This is a genomic window from Variovorax sp. CF079 (genome assembly GCF_900101545.1).
Taxonomy (GTDB): domain Bacteria; phylum Pseudomonadota; class Gammaproteobacteria; order Burkholderiales; family Burkholderiaceae_C; genus Variovorax.
In genome coordinates, this window is the sequence record NZ_FMZU01000023.1 from 116534 (window position 1) to 136168 (window position 19635).

The following is a 19635-nucleotide window of genomic DNA, read 5'->3' on the forward strand; positions in this document are numbered from 1 at the left end:
CGGCCGGCCCTCTCTGGGGCTGCAGCCCAATCCAATGTCGGCTTGATGCCTGCCGCAAGGCATGGCGATGGAGCGGCAGTCTTGTGGCGTCAGCTGACCAGGTCCAACCATCGGTAGTACGCGCCCACGAATGGCAGGAACCAGGGTGGCCCGAGATGGCCGGGAATGGGAGGCCACTGCAGTCTGCGCAGTGGATTGGCCTCCGGCTCGCCGTTGATGGCCCGAGCCATGTTCTGCCCCATGTACACCGACATCTGGGTTCCGCTGCCGCTGTAGCCCATTGCGTAGTGCAGCCCCTTCACCTCACCTGCCCGCGGCAGGCGGTCGGCGGTCATGTCGACGACGCCGCCCCAGCAATAGTCGATGCGCGTGTCGCGCAACTGGGGAAACAGGACTTTCATGTTGCGTTCGAGCACGGCACCGCTCTTGGCGTCGGATGCCGGGCTTGACAGCGCGAAGCGGGCCCGACCGCCGAAGACCAGCCGGTTGTCGGGCGTCAGCCGGAAATAGTGGCCGACATTCTTCGTTGTCGTCGCATTCCGGCCGCCCGGCATGATTGACGCCACCAGCGTTTCGGACAGCGGCTCGGTTGTCACGACGAAGCTGCCGACCGGAACGATGCGGCGGCGGAAATAGCCGAATGGCCCGTGTCGCGACGGACCCGTCGCCACGAGCACTTGGTCAGCCTCAACGGTGTCGTGAGCGGTCTGCACCCGGAATGCATTGCCCGACAGGCGTGCCAGTCCGATGACCGCGGTGTTCTGGAAGATGCGCGCGCCGCTGCGCTGCGCCGCTGCGGCGAGTCCCGCGCCGAAACGGCCCATGTGCATCTGGGCACTCTTGTGCATCACCAGCCCGCCGTAGAAGAGCTCTGACCCGACCTCGCTCGCGATCACTTCCGGGCCCACCAGCGACGTATCCGGGTCGACATGGCGCTGCAGCAGGGCGTATGCCTTCTCCAGCTTGGCAAAATGGTGCGGCTTGGCTGCGAGCTTGATCTTGCCGTTGCGCCGGAAGTCGCATTCGATCCCTTCGTCCCGCACCAACCGCTCGACGCAGTCCACTGCGCTGTCGTAGGCATGGTAGAGCGCGCGCGCCTGCTCCAGCCCAAGTTGCCGCGCCACGACGCTGAAGTCATGGGGCAGTCCGTTGTTGCAGTGGCCGCCGTTGCGCCCTGACGCCTCACCCGCCACGCGCCCGGCCTCGAGGACGACCACCGTCGCTCCCTTGCGTGCCAAGGCCAGCGCTGCCGACAGTCCGGTGAAGCCACCGCCGATGATCGCAACATCGGCCCGGGCATCGAGGCCGCGCGGGTCGAGCCCTTCGAATTGCGCTGCCGTGTCGGTCCAGTAGGACGCCAGCTTCATCACGCGGCGTGCGTCCGCCGTGCGGAGCGCTGCTGCGAGGCGTAGGCAAGCGCTGCCAGCAGCACGGTCATCGACACCAAGATCGAACTCACCGCCGCAATAGTGGGATCGACCTGCTCGCGGATCGACAGGAACATCTCACGTGTCAGGGTCGTGGTTTCTCCGCGCGCGATGAACAGCGCAACGACGACTTCATCCAGCGATGACAGGAAACTGAAGACTGCAGCCACGAACACGCTGGTACGGATCTGCGGCAGGGTGACCGTGATGAAGGCTTTCGCCCGGTTGACGCCCAAGCTGCGCGCCGCCATTTCCTGGTTCATGTCGAAAGAGCGCAGGCCGGCACCGGCGGTGAGCAGCACATAGGGGATCGCCAACAGGACGTGGGCGAGGACCAGCGCCCCCATGCTTCCCACCAGCCCCATCTTGCTGAAAACGGCGAACACGCCGACGCCGATGATGATGATCGGGACGATCATCGGCGTCATCAGCAGAACATAGGCGTAGCGCGCCCGGGCCATCCCGCAGGTCAAGAGGCCATAGCTCGCCGCGGTTCCGATCGGCACCGCGATCAGCATCGTCAGCGTCGCGATTTGGAAGGAGGTGGAAGCGGCGGCCAGCCACTGGCGCGACCCCAGGAACGCCCGGTACCAGCGCACCGACCAGCCCGGCGGCGGAAAGCGCAACGAAGCGCTGTCTCCGAAGGAGACCGGAAGGATGATCAGCACCGGGATCGTGAGGAACAACAGGATCAGGGCGACCGCCGATGCGATCACGATGCGGTGCGAACGTTCGAGCAGGATCATTGTGTCTCACCGATCCGCCAGGATCTTGCCCAGAGGCACGACCCGGTCGCCCAGCCACAGGATCAGCAGCGTGGCGGCGAGAAGGACGAAAGCCACCGCGCTGGCCGAACCGAACTGGAAGTACAGATCGATATTGCGCTGGACCAGCATCGAGACCATGACGGTTCGCCCGCCGCCGAGCAGTTCCGGCGTGATGTAGAAGCCAAGCGACAGCACGAACACGAACACGCTGCCAGCCACCAGCCCGGGAAGCGACAGCGGAAGGATCACCGTGCGGAACACGCGGCCCGGACGCGCGCCCAGGCTGGCGGCGGCGCGTCCGAAGTCGGGCGGGATCTGCGTCAGGCTGCTGTACAGCGTCAGGACGACGAAGGGAAGCATGATGTGGACCATGCCGATGATGGATCCGGTCAGGTTGTGCACCAGCGCAATCGGGGACTCCACCACGCCAGCCCACGTGAGGAACTGGTTGACCAGCCCCGTGCGCTGCAGTAGCACCAGCCAGGCGTAGGTTCGCACCAGAACGCTGGTCCAGAACGGGATCAGAACCAGCACCATGATGATGGTGGCCGTGCGCGGCTTGCTGACCGCCGCCAGGAATGCAACCGGGTATCCCAGCACCACGCAGATCGCGGTGACGGCGAGGCTTGCGACGAAGGTCCGCTGGAAGGTTGCGAGCGTCCCTTCTTCCGTGAAGATCCGCACGTAGTTCATCAGGGTCAGCGCACCGGCCTGGTCGGTGATCGACTGCCAGAACAGCCAGGCCAGCGGGATGACCATCAGCGCGACCACGAACGCCGCGGCCGGCAGCACCAGGGCGAACAACCCCCACTGCTCGCGCCGGCCGGCGTGCGCCAGGTCCGCCGCGTTGTCGGAGCGGCAGAGGGCCGGGGGAAAGGTGTCGATGGCCGGGCTCATGCGGCAAGGGCCTGCGGGCCGGGAAGCGCGGCGCGGCGAACGAGGATGGTGTCCTGGACATGGAGCGCCACCGTCACCCGCGCCCCGACCCGCGGCAGCGAACTCATGTTGCGGTGGTGGCAATGCTGGCGCAGCCCGACCGCCGTTCCGTCGTCGAGAAGCACCGAGATTTTCACGCTCTCGCCCTGGTAGATGACGTCATCGACCGATCCGTCGAAGCGGTTCCAGTCCTCTCCCGCGACGGAGGCATCGAGGATCAGCTTCTCCGCATGCACCGCCAGGGCGACGGGGCCGTCCTGCGGAACAGGCCGCCCCGTGCGCAGCCGCGACATGCCGAGCGACACCGACCCGTCCTCCGAGCGCCGCAACGGCACCAGCGTCGATTCGCCGACGAAGCTCGCCACGAAATCGTTTTGGGGAAAGTTGTACAGCTCCGTGGGCGTGCCCAACTGCTCGATCCTTCCGCTTCGCATCACCGCGATGCGGTCGCTCATCGTCAGCGCCTCACGCTGGTCATGCGTCACGTAGATCATGGTCGCGCCAAGCTTGGCATGCAGCTGCCGCAGTTCGATCTGCATGGTTTCGCGCAGCTGCTTGTCGAGGGCCGAGAGCGGCTCGTCCAGCAGGATCAGCGTGGGATCGAAGACCAGGGCTCGCGCCAGTGCCACGCGCTGCTTCTGCCCGCCGGACAGCTGGCCGATCTTGCGGCCTTGGTAACCTGCAAGTTCGACCAGGGAGAGCGCATCGGCCACCCGCCGGGCGATCTCGGCAGACCCTGTGTTGCGGGCGCGCAAGGGATACGCGATGTTGGCCTCCACGGTCATGTGGGGGAACAACGCGTAGTTCTGGAACACCATGCCGATGTTGCGCAGGTGCGGCTGCAGCAGCGTGACGTCGGTCGACCCGAAGAACACCTGGCCGGACGTCGGCCTGTCGAAGCCGCCCAGGATGTTGAGCAGCGTCGTCTTGCCGGAACCGGAGGGACCGAGCAGCGAGACGAACTCGCCCTCCCGCACGTCCAGCGACACGCCGTCCAGCGCCTTCGTCGGACCGTACTCCTTGGTCAGGGATCGGATCGATACGGTTTCGAAGCCTGCGCCTGGACGAGTCATGGCCGGCTCACTTCTGCACGAAAGCCAGCCACCGGCCTTCGGCGGCTTGGCCCTGGGCGGAACTCCACCACTGCGTGTTCAGCAGGGTCTGCTTGCGGATGTTGTCCGGCGAGGTCGCGAGCTGGGCCGAGCGCTTCGGATCCATGTAGTTCACCAGCTTGCTGTTGAGGGGACCAGTCTTGTAGATACTTGCCAGCTCGGACTGCGCCTTGGGATCGAGCAGCGCGTTGATCGCCCGCATCGCGCTGTCCCTGTTCTTCGCGCCCTTCAGCACCGCGAGGCAGGTGTTCTCCAGGATGCCGCCGTCGTAGCTGAAACTCACGTCCGCGCCATCGGACTTGGCGGCGTCGGCACGGCCGTCCCACAGCGCGATCATGTCGACCTCGCCGTCCAGCAGGAGCTGATGAGATTGCGCGCCGGAGGTCCACCACACGGCGATGTTGGGCTTGATCTCCTCGAGCTTCTTGTAGGCGCGCTCGACATCCAGCGGATACAACTTGTCCGAGGGCACGCCGTCCGCCAGCAACGCGATTTCCAGCGTCGGCCTGGCGTAATTTCGCAAGGCACGCTTGCCGGGGAATTTCTTGACGTCCCAGAAATCCGCCCAGCTCTTGGGACCGCCATTCGGAAACTTCTTGTTGTTGTAGGCGATCAGGGTGGAGTAGCCATAGAAGCCGACGAAATACGGGCTGTTGAAGCGCGCGTCGACGTCCTTCGCGTTCGGAATCTGGCTGTAGTCGATCTTCTCCCACATCCCGTCATCGACGCCTCGCAGGCAGTAACCGGCGCCGATGTCGACGACGTCCCATTGCGGATTGTTCATGCCGACGCTGGCCTTGACGACCGGATAGCGGTCGGCGTTCGCTTCGACCGTGATGCGCACCTTGGCCTTGTCCTCCGCCGCGGAGATGATCGTCTTCTTCTGCGCGTCGAGCAGCTTTCCACCGTCGGTGGCGTAAACGACGGTCTGCGCCAACGCAGCAGCGCCGTGCAGCAGCAGCAAGCAGGCGCCGGCGGCGGCAACTGATTTCGTGAAACGGGACATGGACAAGGACTCCTGAAGTACGACTCGGTGGGACACTGCGGGTCTGCACACAGGCCTCTCCGCGCGGATGACGGTCATCCGTCCAGGCAACCATAAGGGCTGTGATCGGTCCGGGTATTGGACGAAATTGCCGAGGTTGCGCCGCGGCAGGCCAGGTCAAGTCCGTCTTGACAACGCCGCGACGGCGGCGCGCAGGTCTCGCGCGTACTCGCGCCCGAATCGTGTCTGCGGCCGCAGCGCACTGCGTGACAGCACGATTTCCAGGAGCACTTCCGGTTGGAAAGGTCGAACCACGAGGTCGCCGAAGTCGCGCCAGGGAACCAGTCCGTCCACCAATGCAATCCCGAGGCCATGCTGGACCAGCGGGAGGGCGGCGATCGACAGGGACACTTCGATCTGCACCTGTGGCTGCACGCCCGCCTCCTGGAATGCCTGGTCCAGCAACCTGCCCGCAGGCGTTTGCGCGCTGTAGCTGATCAAGGGGTGCCCGACCAGGTCCGCGGGGGTCACGATGCTGAGTCCCGCCAGCGGCGAGTCGGGTCGCATCAGCGCCACGATGCCCGCCTTGCCCAGGGACTCGCACCGTAGCTGCGCCTCGGCCGACCAGCGCATGGTCACGCCGAGATCGATGTCGCCAAGCATGATGTGTTCGTCGATCGCCTCCGCAGACAGTGTCTGCAGCACGACGCGCAGCCCGGGATTGCGCTGGCGGAAGCGCTCCGTGGCAGAAGGGAGCAAGGCGAAGGTCGGCGGCGCGCTCGCGCCGACCCGCAGCAACCCCAGCTGCTTGTCGCGGATGCGGTCCGACAAGCCCCTGAGGACCTCGATCTCGCGAAAGATCCTATCGGCGTCGCGGTAGAGCAGCTGGGCCTCCGCGGTCGGCACCAGCCGGCCACCGAGGCGCTCGAACAGGGTGTATCCGATCTGGGTTTCGAAGTGCCGCAGCAGCTTGCTCACCGCCGGCTGGGACACATGCAGCGCTTCGGCGGCGGCGGTCAGGGACCGGTTGCGCATGACGGCGCGGAACACTTCGAGCTGACGGGCGTTCATGCACAAGCATAACCAAAGGTTTGGTATTTCCAAACACTTGATATTGGCGCAGCCCGACCGTCCTCCCCAGAATTGCCGGCATGAATCCACTCATGCACCGCTGCGGCGGAATCAGCAAATGACAACCGGCCGCTTCATCCGCTTGGCCGAAACGGCGCGCGCGCCGGTGCGGCTCGAGGCCGACGGAAGACCGCTCGTCGCGCTCGAGGGTGACACCTTGCTGGTCGCACTGCTGGGCAACGTTGGTCACCTGCGGCACTCCGAATTCGGCGACGGCGTGCGCTCCGGCTTCTGCCTGATGGGGGCCTGCCAGGACTGCTGGGTCTTGACCGAAGACGGTGGACGGCTGCGCGCCTGTACCACCGTGGTGCGCGAAGGTCTGCGCATCACCACCGAACCGCTGGAGGCGACATGGCCCAACCACGCGTGATCGTCGTGGGCACCGGCCCGGCTGGCGTGCGCTGCGCACAGACGCTGGTGGCGGCAGGCCTGTCGCCGACCGTCGTCGACGAAGGCCGGCGTGACGGCGGCCAGATCTACCGGCGCCAGCCCGAAGGCTTTACCCGGCCCTATGCCAAGCTCTATGGCAGCGAGGCCACCAAGGCGCGAGACCTGCACCACAGTTTCGAGGCCATCCGCTCCAAGGTGGATTACCGTCCCGAAACGCTGGCCTGGCACGTGACGGCCAACACGCTGCACGTGGTGCACGATGGCACCCGAACGGCCGCGCTGCCATTCGATGCGCTGGTCGTCTGCAGCGGCGCCACCGACCGGCTGATGCCGGTCGAGGGCTGGAACCTTGCCGGCTGCTACAGCCTGGGCGCGTCGCAGATCGCGTTGAAATCGCAGGCCTGCGCGATCGGACGGCAAATCGTCTTCATGGGGACGGGACCGCTGCTGTACCTGGTCGCGTCCCAGTATGTCCAGGCCGGTGCCGCGGTGCTTGCCGTGCTCGACACCTCGCGGTTTTCACAGCGGGTTCGTGCCTTGCCTGCACTTGCTGCCCGGCCAGGCTTGCTGCTCAGGGGCGTGGCGCTGGAGCGCGTCCTGCGCAAGGCCGGTGTCGCGGTGCACAGCGGCATCACGCCCTTGTGCATCACCGGTGCGGCGGCAGCCGGTGTCCAGGGTGTCACGGTGCTGGATGCAAACGGCAGCGAACGGCATTTCGATTGCGACGCCGTGGCGTTGGGCTACCACCTGCGCGCAGAAAGCCAGCTTGCCGACTTGGCGCGCTGCGAATTCAGGTTCGACACCGAGTCGCGCCAATGGCTGCCGAAGATCGACAGGGACGGACGCAGCACGACCTTCGGGGTCTACCTGGCCGGCGATGGTGCCCGCATTCTGGGCGCCGACGGTGCCGAAGCCAGCGGCCGCCTGGCGGCGCTGGCAGTGCTGTCCGATTTGGGCCAACACGTCTCCCCGGACCCGATGCCTGCACTGCGACGGACGCTGGTGAAGATGGATCGTTTTCGGCGCGGGCTGGTCAAGGCGTTTCCGTGGCCCCACGCGCACGCGGCGGCCCTGCCGGATTCGGCGGTCGTCTGCCGCTGTGAAACGATCACGGCCGGTGAACTGCGCCGCGTGGTCAACGAGATGGGCGGAAGTGAAATGAATCGGGCCAAGGCCTTCAGCCGGGTCGGCATGGGCCGCTGCCAGGGCCGCTTTTGCGGCCACGCGGCGGCCGAGGTCGTGGCGCACGCCGCCGGTGTGCCGATCGAAATGGTCGGCCGACTGCGCGGACAGGGACCTGTGAAACCGCTGCCGATGGCGGCACTCGAGAATCGCGGGGCCGTCAATGTCTGAAGTTCTGAAGGCCGATGTCATCGTCGTCGGCGGCGGCCTCATGGGCGCTGCCAGCGCATTCTTCCTGCGCAAGCGCGGCCGCTCGGTGATCCTGCTGGAACGCGGTCTGGTCGGCCAGCAGGCCAGCGGCGTCAATTTCGGGAACGTGCGCCGGCAGGGCCGCTACCTGCCGCAACTGCCGCTGGCCCATCGCTCGCGGGCGATCTGGGGCCAGATGAAGGAACTGCTGGGCGACGACGCCGAGTTCCTCGTCACTGGCCATGTGCGCGGCGTCTATGACGAGGCGCAGGCGGCGGTGGTGGAGAAATACGCCAAGGACGCGCGCGGCTGGGGCCTGGACCTCGAGCTGATCGGGGGCAGTGCGTTCCGCCGCCGCTTCCCGTTCTTCGGCACCGAGGTCATCTGCGGCTCCTATTCGCCGAACGACGGCCATGCCAACCCTCGGCTGGCAGCACCCGCGTTCGGCCGTGCCGCGGCACGCGCAGGCGCCCAGGTGATCGAGAACTGCGAGGTGCTGGCGATCGACAAGGACGGCGAGGACTTCCGGGTGCAGGCGGCCGACGGCCGCTGCTTCCGCGCGCCGGCCGCACTGATCTGCGCCGGCGCGTGGGGTGACAAGTTGTCCGCCGCGTTCGGCGAGCCGGTCCCGCTGACGCCGCACGGACCCAGCATGGGTGTCACCGAGCCTTTGCCCTACGGCATCGTCCCGGTCGTCGGCGTCTCCACCAAGGTGGCGCACGAGGTCGTCTACTTCCGCCAGGTCAAGCGCGGAAACATCGTATTCGGCGGCGGGTTGCGGGGACCGGCATACCCGGAGCTCCGACGCGCCTATGTGCTGCCGGAGAACGTCCTGCGCCAGCTGCGCGAGCTCCGGCGCCTGGCGCCGGTGCTGGGCAAGCTGCAGGTTCTGCGCACCTGGAGCGGCATCGAGGGGTACATGCGCGACGAGCTGCCGGTCATGGGCCCCAGCGGCCGGGTCAGCGGCCTGTTCTACGCCTTCGGTTTCTGCGGCCATGGCTTCCAGCTCGGCCCCGGGGTCGGCGACGTGATGGCCGAGCTCATCGATACCGGCGCCACCATGACGCCGATCGAACCATTCCACATCCAGCGGTTCGCGGCCTCCCCCGCTACCGCCCCATCCACCCGCCGGGCTGCTGCGTCCGCAACCGCCTGATCCTTACCGACAGTTCCTGGAGACCTCCCATGTCCGTGACCGCCCACCCCGCAGAAGACCTCGTCGTCGATGAGCGCGCCCGCCGCGTCCACCAGAGCAGCCTGGTCTTCGACGGCCTCGCAATCTCCTATGTGCTCGATGAGAAGTTCACGCGTCGCTGCCTCGAAGGCGGCGTCAACGCCGCCAACGTCACCTTCGCGCTGGAGGAGAACTGGGACAAGACCCTGCACAACTTCGAACGCTACCTGACCAAGATCGACAAGAACCCCCTTCTCACGCTGTGCACCACCGCCGACGACGTGGTCGCCGCCAAGGAAAAGGGCAAGCTCGGCATCGTGATCGGCACCCAGGGCGCCAGCATGATCGAGGATCCGGACCAGTTCTGGCGCCTCGAAACCATGACTCGTCTGGGGCTGCGTTTCCTCGGCCTGGCCTACACCACCTCGAACGCGCTTGGAGACGGCTGCGGCGAGAAGCGCGACGCCGGCCTGACCTACCTCGGCGAAGAGCTGATCGCGCTGGCGAACACGCTGCCGCTGATGCTGGACCTGTCGCACTGCGGCCACCGCACCCGTGCCGAGGCGACCGCGCTGTCGCGGGCTCCGGTCTGCACGCACTCGAACAGCGACCAGCTGCGCCCCAACGGCCGCAACACCACCGACGCCACGGTCAAGGCGATGGCCGCCAAGGGCGGCATGGTCGGCGTTTGCGGGCTGCCGCAATCGCTGTCCGACGACACGCCGACGCTGGACGACCTGCTCAACCACATCGACCACTACGTGAAGCTGGTCGGGGTCGACCACGTCGGCATCGGCATGGACTATGTCGAGTCGTTCCAGGAGTCCGCGACCGTCGTCGCCCCGCCCAGCGTCGTGACCTGGCGCACCCGCCGTCCGGACATCTTCGGTCCCCTGTCGGCGTTCGGACGCCAGTCCTACCCGATCGGCGTCGAGTCGGTCCGCAAGCTGCCGAACCTCACCCAGGGTTTGTTCGACCGCGGCTATTCGGAAAGCGACGTCAAGGCGCTTCTCGGCGGCAGCTGGCTGCGCGCCATGCGCAAGTTCTGCAGCTGATCCGCGTCCCCACAATTCACCGGAGCCTTCCATGAGCGTCGCCGCCACACCCGCGCATTCCACGCGCAGAGTTTTTCTGGGCTCCCTGGCCAGCCTGCCGCTGGCGGCAAGCAGCGCGCTTTGGTCCGGACACGCGATGGCGCAAGATCGCTATCCCAGCCGCGCGATCAGGATGATCGTCCCGTTCGCCCCAGGCAGCAGTACGGACATCGCCGCGCGGAGCTGGGGCGAAGTGATCGGCAGGCAGCTAGGCGGCGCTTCGGTCATCGTCGACAACCGCGCGGGGGCGGGAGGCAACATCGGAGCCACGGCGGTCGCACGGTCGACGCCCGATGGGTACACGCTTCTCTACAGCACGGCCACCACCTGGGCGATCGCGCCCTTGATCTACCAGGACCTCGCCTATCAGCCCACTCGCGATTTCCTGTCCGTCGCGGTGACGACCACCGTCCCGACTCTCCTTGTGGTCAGCGGCGACAGCGACATCCGCTCCTTCCAGGACCTCGCCGACCGCGTCAAGGCGGCTCCGGATCGGCACAGCTACGGCTCCAACGGGGTGGGGGCGAACAGCCACATCACATGCAAGCTGATCGCGAACCGCCTGGGCGTCCCCAACCTCCTGCACGTACCGTTCAAACAGGGATCGCAAGGCGTCATGGCGGAGGTCGTGGCGGGCCGGCTCACCTTCGCCGTCGATCCCTGGTCCGTCGTCGGTCCTCTCGTGCGCTCCGGCCGGCTGCGCGCCCTTGCCGCGACCGGCAGCAAGCGCCTCTCGGTCGCACCGGAGATCCCGACCTTGAGCGAGATGCTGCACCAGGAACTGGACACAACCACCTGGAGCGGTCTCTGGGCACCCGCCGGCACACCTGCGGACATCGTGACGCGTCTGCATGAGGGAATCGCGGCGGGCCGGAAGAATGCCGCCCTGGTGAAGCAGTTCGAGGAACAGGGAACACCCTTGATGCCGGACATGTCGCTCCCGCAGGTAAACATGTTCATGAAGCAGGAAGTCGAACGGTGGAAAGTCATGGTGAAGGAAGCCCAGATCTCCGTCTAGTTCGTTCGGCTCTCCCATGCATCTACTCGAATCGCACGGCAGCGACCTGCCGGATCGCGTCCAATCCGTCCAAGTCAGCGGCGAATCGCTGCCCTATGCAGCCGCCGGTCTGCCCACAGCCGTATCGGCGCCGCTCGCCCAGGTCCTTGCCTACATCGAGCACAACGCCTGCCAGCCGCTGCGCCTTGAACAACTGGCTTCGATCGCCTGCCTCAGCGTCTGCCGATTCATCCGGGTCTTTCATCGCCAGTTCGGCCTGCCGCCGCACCGCTATATCTGTCACGTCAGGATCGAGCGGGTCAAGGCCTTGCTGCGCGCCGGCGTGGCGCCGGCCGTTGTGGCTGGCGAGACAGGGTTCTACGACCAGAGTCATCTGTCGCGTCATTTCAAGAACGTGTGCGGAATGACCCCCGGCCAATACCTGTCGCAACTGCGCACGCAGAGTGCGCCAACTCAGGGACTCGAGACTCATTGACACAGCCATTCTTGCGGGTGATTGACAATCCTTTGAGCGGTCAATTCGAATCTCTCGACCATCCTGACGCGGACGGCGAGAGCGTCATCCAGGTTCATTGGGTCGATGCAGAGACGGGTGAAATCATCAACAGGGCCATCAGGCGCCACAGGTTTCTCGAGTACTTCGCCAACCGCACGCCCTGCCTGATCGGCATGGAGGCCTGCGGCGGCTCCCAGCACTGGGCGCGGTGCCTGCTCGCCATGGGGCACGAGGTGAAGTTGATGCCGGCGAAGTTCGTCAAGGCCTTCAACATCGGCAACAAGAACGATGCCGCGGATGCCCGAGCAATCTGGCTTGCCGTGCAGCAGCCCGGCAAGATCCGACTCACCGACGAGACCGCCGATGACGTAGCTCCAGCCCCAGCACCCTGGGACAGGCGGTAAGGGTCGTCCTTCGCGTAGCTGAGCTCGGCCGGATCACGAGGCGCCTGCGGGGCGTGCCGGTTGCTGCGGGTCTGCTAGTTCGGCAGGCGCACGTGCTCGTCCGTGTGGTCGCCTGCAGCTGGACTTGGGATCGCGGTGAGTGCTCGCCGCTGCAGGAGGTAGAGCCGGCCGCCGGCGAACGCCCACTCGATGTCGTGGCTCCCGCCAAACACCTCGTCGCAGCGGAGCGCGAGCGCATGAAGCGCGGCGAGCTGTGCATCGTCGAGGCAGAGCACGCGGGCGAGCCCCTCGGGAACGAGTGTGCGGCTTGTGCCGCCTTCCGGGTCGGTGCGTATGGCGACGTCCTTCAGTCCCGCGATTCGCTCGGCGACGGCACCGTCACGCCTCAAGCGGAACCGATCTGGGATGACGAGACCGGCAACGACCGACTCCCCGAGCCCCCAGGCCGCCTCGATCACGATCTCGTCCGACCCGTTGACGGGGTTACGGCTGAAGAGCACGCCGGCGGAGTCCGCATCGACGAGTTCCTGTACGACGACGGCCATTCTCGGCTCGCGGGGCAGCCGGAGGCGCTCGCGGTACGCGAACGCTGAAGGCGAGCGCGCCGAGCGCCAGATGGCGGACACGGCGTCAACGAGTTCGGGCTCGGAGCGCAGGTTCAGCTGCGTCAGGTGCTGTCCTGCGAAGCTCGCCTGCTCGGAGTCCTCGCCCACTGCGGACGAGCGCGCCACGAGCGGGGCGCCGAGCGTGCGAAAGACTGCAGCCAGCCGCTGCCTCGCGTCGCGTTCGTCAGCAGCGAGTGCATCCACGAACCCGTACGGAAGCGCGACACCCGCGGGAACGGGCAGGCCCGCACGCGTGGCCGCGGCTAGCTGCGCGGCCTTGCCGCCAAACAGGCTTTCCTCGAGCTCCTCGGTAAGTGCTGCCGGTTTCATCGTCGTCTGCTTCCGTCATGCGACGAGCTCGACCTCGCCCGCGGTGCCATCGACGATGATCCTCGCACCGTCCAGGAGCACAGAGGTCGCATCGGTGCACCCGACGACTGCTGGCAGCCCGTACTCGCGCGCGACGATCGCGGCATGCGAGAGCAGCCCGCCCCGGTCGGTCACGATCGCGCCGAGGAGCGGCAGCACGATGTTGAATGCCGTCGTCGTGGAGTTCGTGACGAGGATGTCGCCCCGCTCGATGCGACCAAACTCCTCGGTGCCGCGAATCACCCGTGCGGTGCCCTCGTACACGCCCGGGCTGACGCCGAGACCGTGAACCTTTCGCTCCTCGGTGCGTGGCTTCGGCGCGGCGAAGATCGCCTGCACGGCTGCGCCGATCGCGCGCTCCAGCCTTGCCGCCGAGGGCGGCAGCCACTCGGGCGGCAGCGGATCGCCCGGCTCGCCGCCGAGAAACGCCGGCGCATCCGCGTAGCGCGCCTTGAGCCGGTAGCGCGCACGCTCGGCCAGTTCCTCGCCCGATGGGCCGTCGCCGGACTCGACGAGGCTTCGCAGCTCCGCGTAGCCGGCCTCGACGAGATGGCCCGGATCGGCGAGCCGCCCCGCCGCCGTAAGCCGGCGGCCGGCCGCGAGGATCGCGCGCCGCATGATCCCGATAGCCCAGAGGTCGGCGTAGATGCCCCGCTCGTCGCGTAGCCGGTAGGTCGCCCGAGCCTCCTCGAGCAGCGCGTCGAAGGCGTCGCGATGCCGAGCGGGCACTGCGTCGCGCAACTCAGAGGTCTTCCGGTCCAGGTCGTTCGCCGGTGGAGTCTCGAGGCGATCGAATGCTGTGCGGATCGCTCCGACGATCAGCTCGGGAAGCTCGTGCACCGACGGGTCGCCCACGTCCTCGCCGTTTACCGGCCGGTAGGCGACACGATCGACGTATGCCGAAGCGAGCCGGCCCGTGTCGCCGGACAGCGAGCGAAGCGCGGCGACCACCTCGCCCGGCTCTCCGGCCGACGTGAGCAAGGTCGTCGCCGTCGTATCCAGTCGGAGCGCGCCGACCAGTCGCTCGAGGTCCTCGTCTGCACCGAGCGGGTCGGGGTTCGCGCCCTGGAGGAGACCGAGTAGCTGGGCCGGCGAGCGGCCTGTCCACTCTTGCGCGTGCACGAGGAAGTCGCCCACAGGCAGGAGCGCCGGCACGTTGAAGAGGTGATGGATGTACGCGCCATGGATCTGGTTCTCGCGGCAGCGATCGATGTATGCGAGGAGCGCAGGCGTGTCGAGCGCCGGCGGGTCAACCGCGAGCAGCGCGAGGTGAGCTCGGATCGCCGCGGGCTTCACCTCCCGGTCCCAGTGCTCGAGGTCCTCACGCCAGAGCTTGCGCTCGAACACGGTCGCGCTCGTCTCGAGCCGGCGCCGAATCATTGGGTGACTGCCCGCGAGCTCGTCCCACACCTCTTTCGGAGGGTGACCGACCGCCTCCCTCGGCGCGCCGACGGGACGTGCGCAGTAGTACGGGAACCCGTTGACGAAGCCCGCCTCCAGGTACTCGAGCAACGATCCGTAGCGGCGGAGGCTCTCGCCGAAGCCGCGCTGGAACGCGTCGGGAAAGATCTCCGCGTGGAAGCGGGTCACTGGCCGCGTCCAGTGAGTCGGGTCGAGGAACCACGATCCCGGACCGGGTGGGGCGAAGGTTTGCTCAGCGACGAGTGTCATCATTACCAACCTCCTTCATGCTTGCCGGATTGCGGCGAAGTTCGTCCGTCAGCACGCGTACGGCCCAGGCGGCGGCCTTGCCGGCCTCCTGGCCCTCGAGGCCCCACTGGTCGCGCATCGCCTGCCAGGCGGGCGCGCTCACGAGCAGGTAGATCACCGCAAGGGCGCGTTGGCGCTCGGCCGGCCCGAGCCCGTCGGTGACCTCCCGCATCGCCTTCTCGAACGTCGCCAGTCGCCGGCGCCGCGTGCGGGCCCGGATCTCCTGTCCGCGCTTGGATAGGAGGGCGCGGATCAGCGGCGCTCGCTCGTCGTACATGCGATAGAGCGCAGGCGCCATCTCGCGGACGCCCTCAAGCGTGTCTGGGTAGGAAAGGAGGACGACCCGGAGGTGCTCCTCCGCCCATTCACCGAACTCGTCGAAGAGCGCCTCCTTGGTCGGAAAGTGCCGGTAGACGGTACGGACCGACACGCGGGCGCGCAAGGCGACAAGCGGAACCGTGACCTCGTTGACCTCCTCGTCCGCCAGCACATCTGCCGTCGCCTCCAGTATCCGAAGGCGCGTCTGCTCCATCTGTTCTGCGCGGAGCGGGCTTTCGTACGTGGTCGTGCTCATGACAGCAGAATAATCATGTCACGTGGTCGTGTCAAGAAGGCATGCTTGCATGTCGTCAAATGCCGCACCCCATGACGGCGTGGCGAAGCCGATTGGAAATCGTGAATCTCTACGCTGCGTCGCGACTGATCCCGCGGACCTGCGCCGCGCGCGTGCCAACCCGTCGGCCGCGACACGACGCACACATCGCGGCGGCGGTGCGGGAGTGCGAGCCCGTGGTACTGGCCTGGGGCGTCCATGCCAAGCACCTCGATCGCCCTTGCATCCGGCCGACCTGCTCCTCGAAGGCCTGCACCGCCTGCTCAACGGCTTCGGTGGCCGTTTTGCCAAGGCACTCGCGGCGCTGGGTACCTGCCTCCGGCGGCCTATGGATGCTGTCGGAGTGATGCGACAGAAGCGCGACGCTCATCGGAGGCCCGTACCGGCCGGCAGTGACGCAATCTTCGCCATCAACGATGCAGAGCTCAGGTGCCCTTGCATCAGGGTGTCAGGCGCCGAGATCAATGAGGGAGATCGAGCTCTGGCGCTGGCGGCTGCGCGCTCAACGCGGCAAGCTGATCACCACGCGCTATGCGATGACCGAGGCCGACGCGCTGAAGCGCGAACCCCGCCGCCTGGGTGCCGGAGACGACGGCCGAGCAAGGACGGTTGATGGCGGGGCACGTCATACACGGGCGGCCTGGCGGGAGCGCGGAGCGCCGGCCGCGACAAGGAGGTTGGGTTTCTCAGCTACCCAACGCACCGCCGCCCGCGTCAGCTCGCAAAGGTCGCCGGGTTCAATCAGCCCGGGATGGCCGCCCTATGGGCTCGGCGCGTTTGGTCGACCTGGCAGCGCATGGCGATTCAAAGCCCCGACGGTGCCAGCGAGTTGCCTCGCCAACGCAGGGTCAGCCTCGACGCGACGCACGCCGGTCGGTTTTCGGCCACCACGCATCAAGCCGAGGGGGCCCAGGGAAGCGCCGGTGGACCGTACAAACAGATCATCAGCCTCGGTTCTCCCACGTGCTCACCCGTGAAAGCAGCCACCAGCGGGCCCAACTTTTCGGCCAGTGCGACCCGATCACGCATCAAGCCAGGATGATCCTCAGGCTTACACACAAGGATCAGATCCACGTCGCTGAACGCGTCCATCGCGTTCTCGGCGTAGGAGCCGGCTGCGGCAACGCCGACGATTCTGCGCTCGCTCGGCCAAGGTCAGCGCCAAGCGGGAACGGTGACGCTCCGGCGGTCGTATCACGCCCGTCTCAGCCAGGATCCGTTGAATCGACGAATGCGATCGATTGAACGATCGAACAGCTGGGCAATCTGGTGAAGCGTCTCACCTTGCTTCCAGCGCTCCCACATCAAAGCCTTCTGACTGTCTGTGTAGTAGGTCCGCGTTCGATACTTCATCTGCAACACTCCTTCTGCTCACGCAGTTTTTAAGTGTGTTGCATCGACCGGTTGAATCCGCAGCCCACAACGGCTGTTCGGATCTTCAGTTAGCAGCCGTTCAAGACGGGGGTCACCGCAGCCTTAATTTCGAAGAACGGGGTCGGGCAACTGTGAAACCTCTGCACGCAAGCTGTTGATCTTCCTAGCTTTTCAAGTGTGACAATCTCGGAAGAGCTCACCGGCACTTTCGGCGGAGCGATCACGCCTTTCAAGGGGCAGATCGAGAATGCCGGACATTTCTTGCAGCCGACGGCTATGGCAATCGGGCAAAGCGTCATATGGACCTCCTTCACGCGTCGCTGGCCAGCATGGCAAGACGTTCGTCCAGCTGCTGGTCGCCAGCTTCGTCCAGGTACGCGTCGGCCGCGAGGTAGTAGCGCGTCGTGTCGCGCTTTACCGCGCCTCGCACTCCTCCATCCGGCGCAACTGGTGCAGCACCCGGCTCAACACATCGGCGCTATCACTTCCGTGAACCGACGTAGCACCCGCTGGAAAGACTGTCGTATTGGCTAGGCCATCGGATCCGCCATGGGAGGAGAATCAGGTCATCGGTATCGGCAGGCGAACCGGCGATAGTCAGCGATGGTGGCACGTCGGTTGCGTGCGAACAGAGAAGCAACAGGAGCGAGCATGCAGATCCGCGTTGGTTTCGAGATGGCGTATCAGTTCCCACAGCCGACGCCGATGATCCTGGCATTGAGCGTCCACTATTCGCGTGCGTCCGATCTGTTGCGGCCTGATTACCTCGTGACGAGTCCCTCGGTGCCTATCACCGCATACCGCGATCTGTTCGGCAACTGGTGCAGTCGCATCGTCGCGCCGCAGGGCCGCTTCGTCCTCAGCACTGATGCGCTGGTCAACGACACCGGCGCGCCTGATGTTGTTGCTCCTTGGGCCACGCAGACGCCGGTCGAACAGCTCCCGGAATCGACGCTGGTCTACCTCGTCGGCAGCCGCTATTGCGAGACCGACCAGCTCTCCGAGATTGCGTGGCAGCGGTTCGGCTCGAGCCCGACCGGCTGGGCGCGCGTGCAGGCGATCTGCGATTTCGTGCACCGACACATCGAGTTCGGCTACCAGCACGCGCGCCGAACGCGCACCGCCTTGGACGCCTATAAGGAAGGCCACGGCGTGTGCCGTGACTACGCTCACCTGGCGATCGCATTCTGCCGCTGCATGAACATACCGGCGCGCTATTGCACCGGCTATCTTGGCGATGTTGGCACTGAGCCACCATACGGGACAATGGACTTCGCGGGCTGGTTCGAGGCTTATCTCGGCGACCGCTGGTACACCTTCGACGCGCGCAACAACACACCGCGTATCGGCCGCGTGCTGATTGCACGCGGGCGCGACGCCTGCGATGTCGCGCTATCCACAACGTTCGGCCCGAACACGCTCGAGGGCTTCAAGGTCTGGGCCGACGAAGTCTCAGCCGGCCTGCCTGTTGACGCCCAGGCGAAATCGGATCTGCGGTCGACCAATCCTTTGTTGGGCGCGAACTGACCCGCGCTTCATCTGCATCATCGCGAAATGGGACGTGCGCGGCAGCATCCAGCCGTCGTCGCCCCGCCAGAGCTGCGATCCCGCGTTGCTGCTCGCTTCGTGCGCCGCCGAACAGCATCATTCGACAATCGTGAACAGCCAGCTCTTTGGGTCCTATGCGGCCACAGTCGGCCCGACTGCAGCAGTTCGTTCTCTTTGAGCTTCCGGCCCAAAGCCCCACGTAGAGGGCTATCGCGAGGCTCGCGCAACGTTCAAATGTGCATTGCTGCTAGAGCGCCAACGACCAGGCCAACGCCTGCAACTGCGAGCATCCCCCACTCCAACCACTTTCTCCTTGTGAGCAACGCCATGGCAGCCAAAGCGATGGAGACCTGTAGCGCAGTGGTCGCTTGCGCCCAACGATGGTGCTGGTGCATTTGCACCTCCGATTTTTGGTCCCAATCGGTTGCGTCTGCCTCAAGCTTCTGCGCGACGAGCAATATCTCAGCTTTTTCTTGTTCATACCGCGAAACCTTCGTCTGCCAGCCTTGCTTGCGGTCATCGGGCGACATGTCCCTGGCGAACTCAGCGAGCGACTGCTTCGTGCTCTTCGACTGAAAGTAGTTCCATTGGTTTGAAGCCTCGGTCTTCTTCATGCCAGCGTTGTTCTTGTAGAGGCCCGCGTTGGCTTGAGTTAGACCTCCCATATACGCAAAGATCGCTCCCACTGTAGCGATGACAGCAGTGCATACGGCGATTTGGCTGGTCATGTTCCTGCGGCCAGGCTTTTCTGTAGAAGTTGATTCAGAGGGGCCATGCGCACTAGCGTGCTCGAGTTCGTGGTCGTGCGGGCCATGCACGTGAAAACCGCCTGCTGACATAGATTTCCTCGTTGACGTAGGTAGGCGAGTATGACGGCGCCGAGCGACGTCTAGCGCGCGCCGAGAACACGCACGCACTTTTTGTCGCTTTTTTTTGAACAAGTACTTCGTCGCAGGACCGCTCGTCGAGAAGCACTTGGGCCGCGTTTTCTCCCTCGACCGCGGTGCGCCCGGCCGCGATCGCGCCCACCATCAAGGATGACCCCGACGACGATGGCGTGCTGGCCGCCGCCGTGGCCGCACGCGCCAGGCTCATCGTCTCGGGCGATCGG

At 66.0% G+C, this 19635-nt stretch carries 17 protein-coding genes and 2 pseudogenes; 8 read left to right on the top strand and 11 right to left on the bottom strand.

Translation table 11 applies throughout. From position 1 onward, the window contains the following. Positions 1 to 89 precede the first annotated feature (89 nt). From BLS74_RS27125 to BLS74_RS27150, 6 genes are all read right to left on the bottom strand, one after another. Positions 90 to 1367 carry an NAD(P)/FAD-dependent oxidoreductase gene (locus tag BLS74_RS27125; RefSeq protein ID WP_093110262.1) on the bottom strand — a complete coding sequence of 426 codons (1278 nt, stop codon included), beginning with the start codon at positions 1365 to 1367 and terminating at the stop codon, positions 90 to 92. Next, positions 1367 to 2173 carry an ABC transporter permease gene (locus BLS74_RS27130; RefSeq protein ID WP_093110263.1) on the bottom strand — a complete coding sequence of 269 codons (807 nt, stop codon included), beginning with the start codon at positions 2171 to 2173 and terminating at the stop codon, positions 1367 to 1369. The genes BLS74_RS27125 and BLS74_RS27130 overlap by 1 nt, the downstream gene beginning before the upstream one ends. 6 nt (positions 2174 to 2179) lie before the next feature. Beyond that, positions 2180 to 3091 carry an ABC transporter permease gene (locus BLS74_RS27135; RefSeq protein WP_093110264.1) on the bottom strand — a complete coding sequence of 304 codons (912 nt, stop codon included), beginning with the start codon at positions 3089 to 3091 and terminating at the stop codon, positions 2180 to 2182. After that, positions 3088 to 4203 (bottom strand): ABC transporter ATP-binding protein, encoded by a 1116-nt coding sequence (locus BLS74_RS27140; protein WP_093110265.1) that lies wholly within the window; start codon positions 4201 to 4203, stop codon positions 3088 to 3090. The genes BLS74_RS27135 and BLS74_RS27140 overlap by 4 nt, the downstream gene beginning before the upstream one ends. A 7-nt stretch (positions 4204 to 4210) precedes the next feature. Next, positions 4211 to 5248, bottom strand: a complete 1038-nt coding sequence (locus BLS74_RS27145; RefSeq protein ID WP_093110266.1) for an ABC transporter substrate-binding protein — start codon at positions 5246 to 5248, stop codon at positions 4211 to 4213. A gap of 156 nt (positions 5249 to 5404) precedes the next feature. Continuing rightward, positions 5405 to 6298 (bottom strand): LysR family transcriptional regulator, encoded by an 894-nt coding sequence (locus tag BLS74_RS27150; RefSeq protein WP_093110267.1) that lies wholly within the window; start codon positions 6296 to 6298, stop codon positions 5405 to 5407. 118 nt (positions 6299 to 6416) lie between these two features. Between BLS74_RS27150 and BLS74_RS27155 the strand changes: the two genes are divergently transcribed. The 7 genes and pseudogenes from BLS74_RS27155 to BLS74_RS27185 form a co-directional block, all read left to right on the top strand. Further along, a complete protein-coding gene (locus tag BLS74_RS27155; RefSeq protein ID WP_093110268.1) occupies positions 6417 to 6728 on the top strand; it encodes a (2Fe-2S)-binding protein in 312 nt (103 codons plus the stop codon). Beyond that, the gene (locus tag BLS74_RS27160) at positions 6710 to 8101 is read left to right on the top strand and encodes an FAD/NAD(P)-dependent oxidoreductase (RefSeq protein WP_093110269.1); all 1392 of its coding nucleotides are present in this window, start codon (positions 6710 to 6712) and stop codon (positions 8099 to 8101) included. Before BLS74_RS27155 ends, BLS74_RS27160 begins: the two co-directional genes overlap by 19 nt. Beyond that, entirely contained in the window at positions 8094 to 9275 is a 1182-nt protein-coding gene (locus tag BLS74_RS27165) for an NAD(P)/FAD-dependent oxidoreductase (protein ID WP_093110270.1), read from the top strand. The genes BLS74_RS27160 and BLS74_RS27165 overlap by 8 nt, the downstream gene beginning before the upstream one ends. A 29-nt stretch (positions 9276 to 9304) precedes the next feature. Then, positions 9305 to 10348, top strand: coding sequence for a membrane dipeptidase (locus tag BLS74_RS27170; RefSeq protein WP_093110271.1), 1044 nt, complete (start codon positions 9305 to 9307; stop codon positions 10346 to 10348). Positions 10349 to 10379: 31 nt separating this feature from the next. Continuing rightward, positions 10380 to 11405, top strand: a complete 1026-nt coding sequence (locus tag BLS74_RS27175; protein WP_244504022.1) for a Bug family tripartite tricarboxylate transporter substrate binding protein — start codon at positions 10380 to 10382, stop codon at positions 11403 to 11405. A gap of 16 nt (positions 11406 to 11421) precedes the next feature. Then, complete coding sequence (locus BLS74_RS27180; protein WP_093110272.1) at positions 11422 to 11880, top strand: helix-turn-helix domain-containing protein; 459 nt, start codon at positions 11422 to 11424, stop codon at positions 11878 to 11880. A 32-nt stretch (positions 11881 to 11912) separates the two neighbouring features. After that, a pseudogene (locus BLS74_RS27185) lies at positions 11913 to 12239 on the top strand (hypothetical protein); the annotation flags it as partial. 140 nt (positions 12240 to 12379) lie between these two features. Here BLS74_RS27185 and BLS74_RS27190 read toward each other — a convergent pair. The 4 genes and pseudogenes from BLS74_RS27190 to BLS74_RS27210 all read right to left on the bottom strand — a co-directional run. Beyond that, entirely contained in the window at positions 12380 to 13240 is an 861-nt protein-coding gene (locus BLS74_RS27190; protein ID WP_093110273.1) for a PEP/pyruvate-binding domain-containing protein, read from the bottom strand. 15 nt (positions 13241 to 13255) lie between these two features. Beyond that, on the bottom strand, positions 13256 to 14953 hold the full coding sequence (locus BLS74_RS35240; RefSeq protein ID WP_093110274.1) for a PEP-utilizing enzyme: 1698 nt from the start codon (positions 14951 to 14953) through the stop codon (positions 13256 to 13258). Next, positions 14934 to 15563, bottom strand: coding sequence for a TetR/AcrR family transcriptional regulator (locus BLS74_RS27200; RefSeq protein WP_093110275.1), 630 nt, complete (start codon positions 15561 to 15563; stop codon positions 14934 to 14936). Before BLS74_RS27200 ends, BLS74_RS35240 begins: the two co-directional genes overlap by 20 nt. Before the next feature lie 1180 nt (positions 15564 to 16743). Next, a pseudogene (locus tag BLS74_RS27210) lies at positions 16744 to 16955 on the bottom strand (IS30 family transposase); the annotation flags it as partial. 672 nt (positions 16956 to 17627) lie between these two features. Between BLS74_RS27210 and BLS74_RS27220 the strand changes: the two are divergent. Further along, complete coding sequence (locus tag BLS74_RS27220; protein ID WP_093110278.1) at positions 17628 to 18503, top strand: transglutaminase-like domain-containing protein; 876 nt, start codon at positions 17628 to 17630, stop codon at positions 18501 to 18503. Between the two features lie 251 nt (positions 18504 to 18754). Here BLS74_RS27220 and BLS74_RS27225 read toward each other — a convergent pair whose 3' ends face one another. Then, positions 18755 to 19363, bottom strand: a complete 609-nt coding sequence (locus BLS74_RS27225) for a DUF4337 domain-containing protein (protein ID WP_093110279.1) — start codon at positions 19361 to 19363, stop codon at positions 18755 to 18757. Positions 19364 to 19635: the final 272 nt, after the last annotated feature.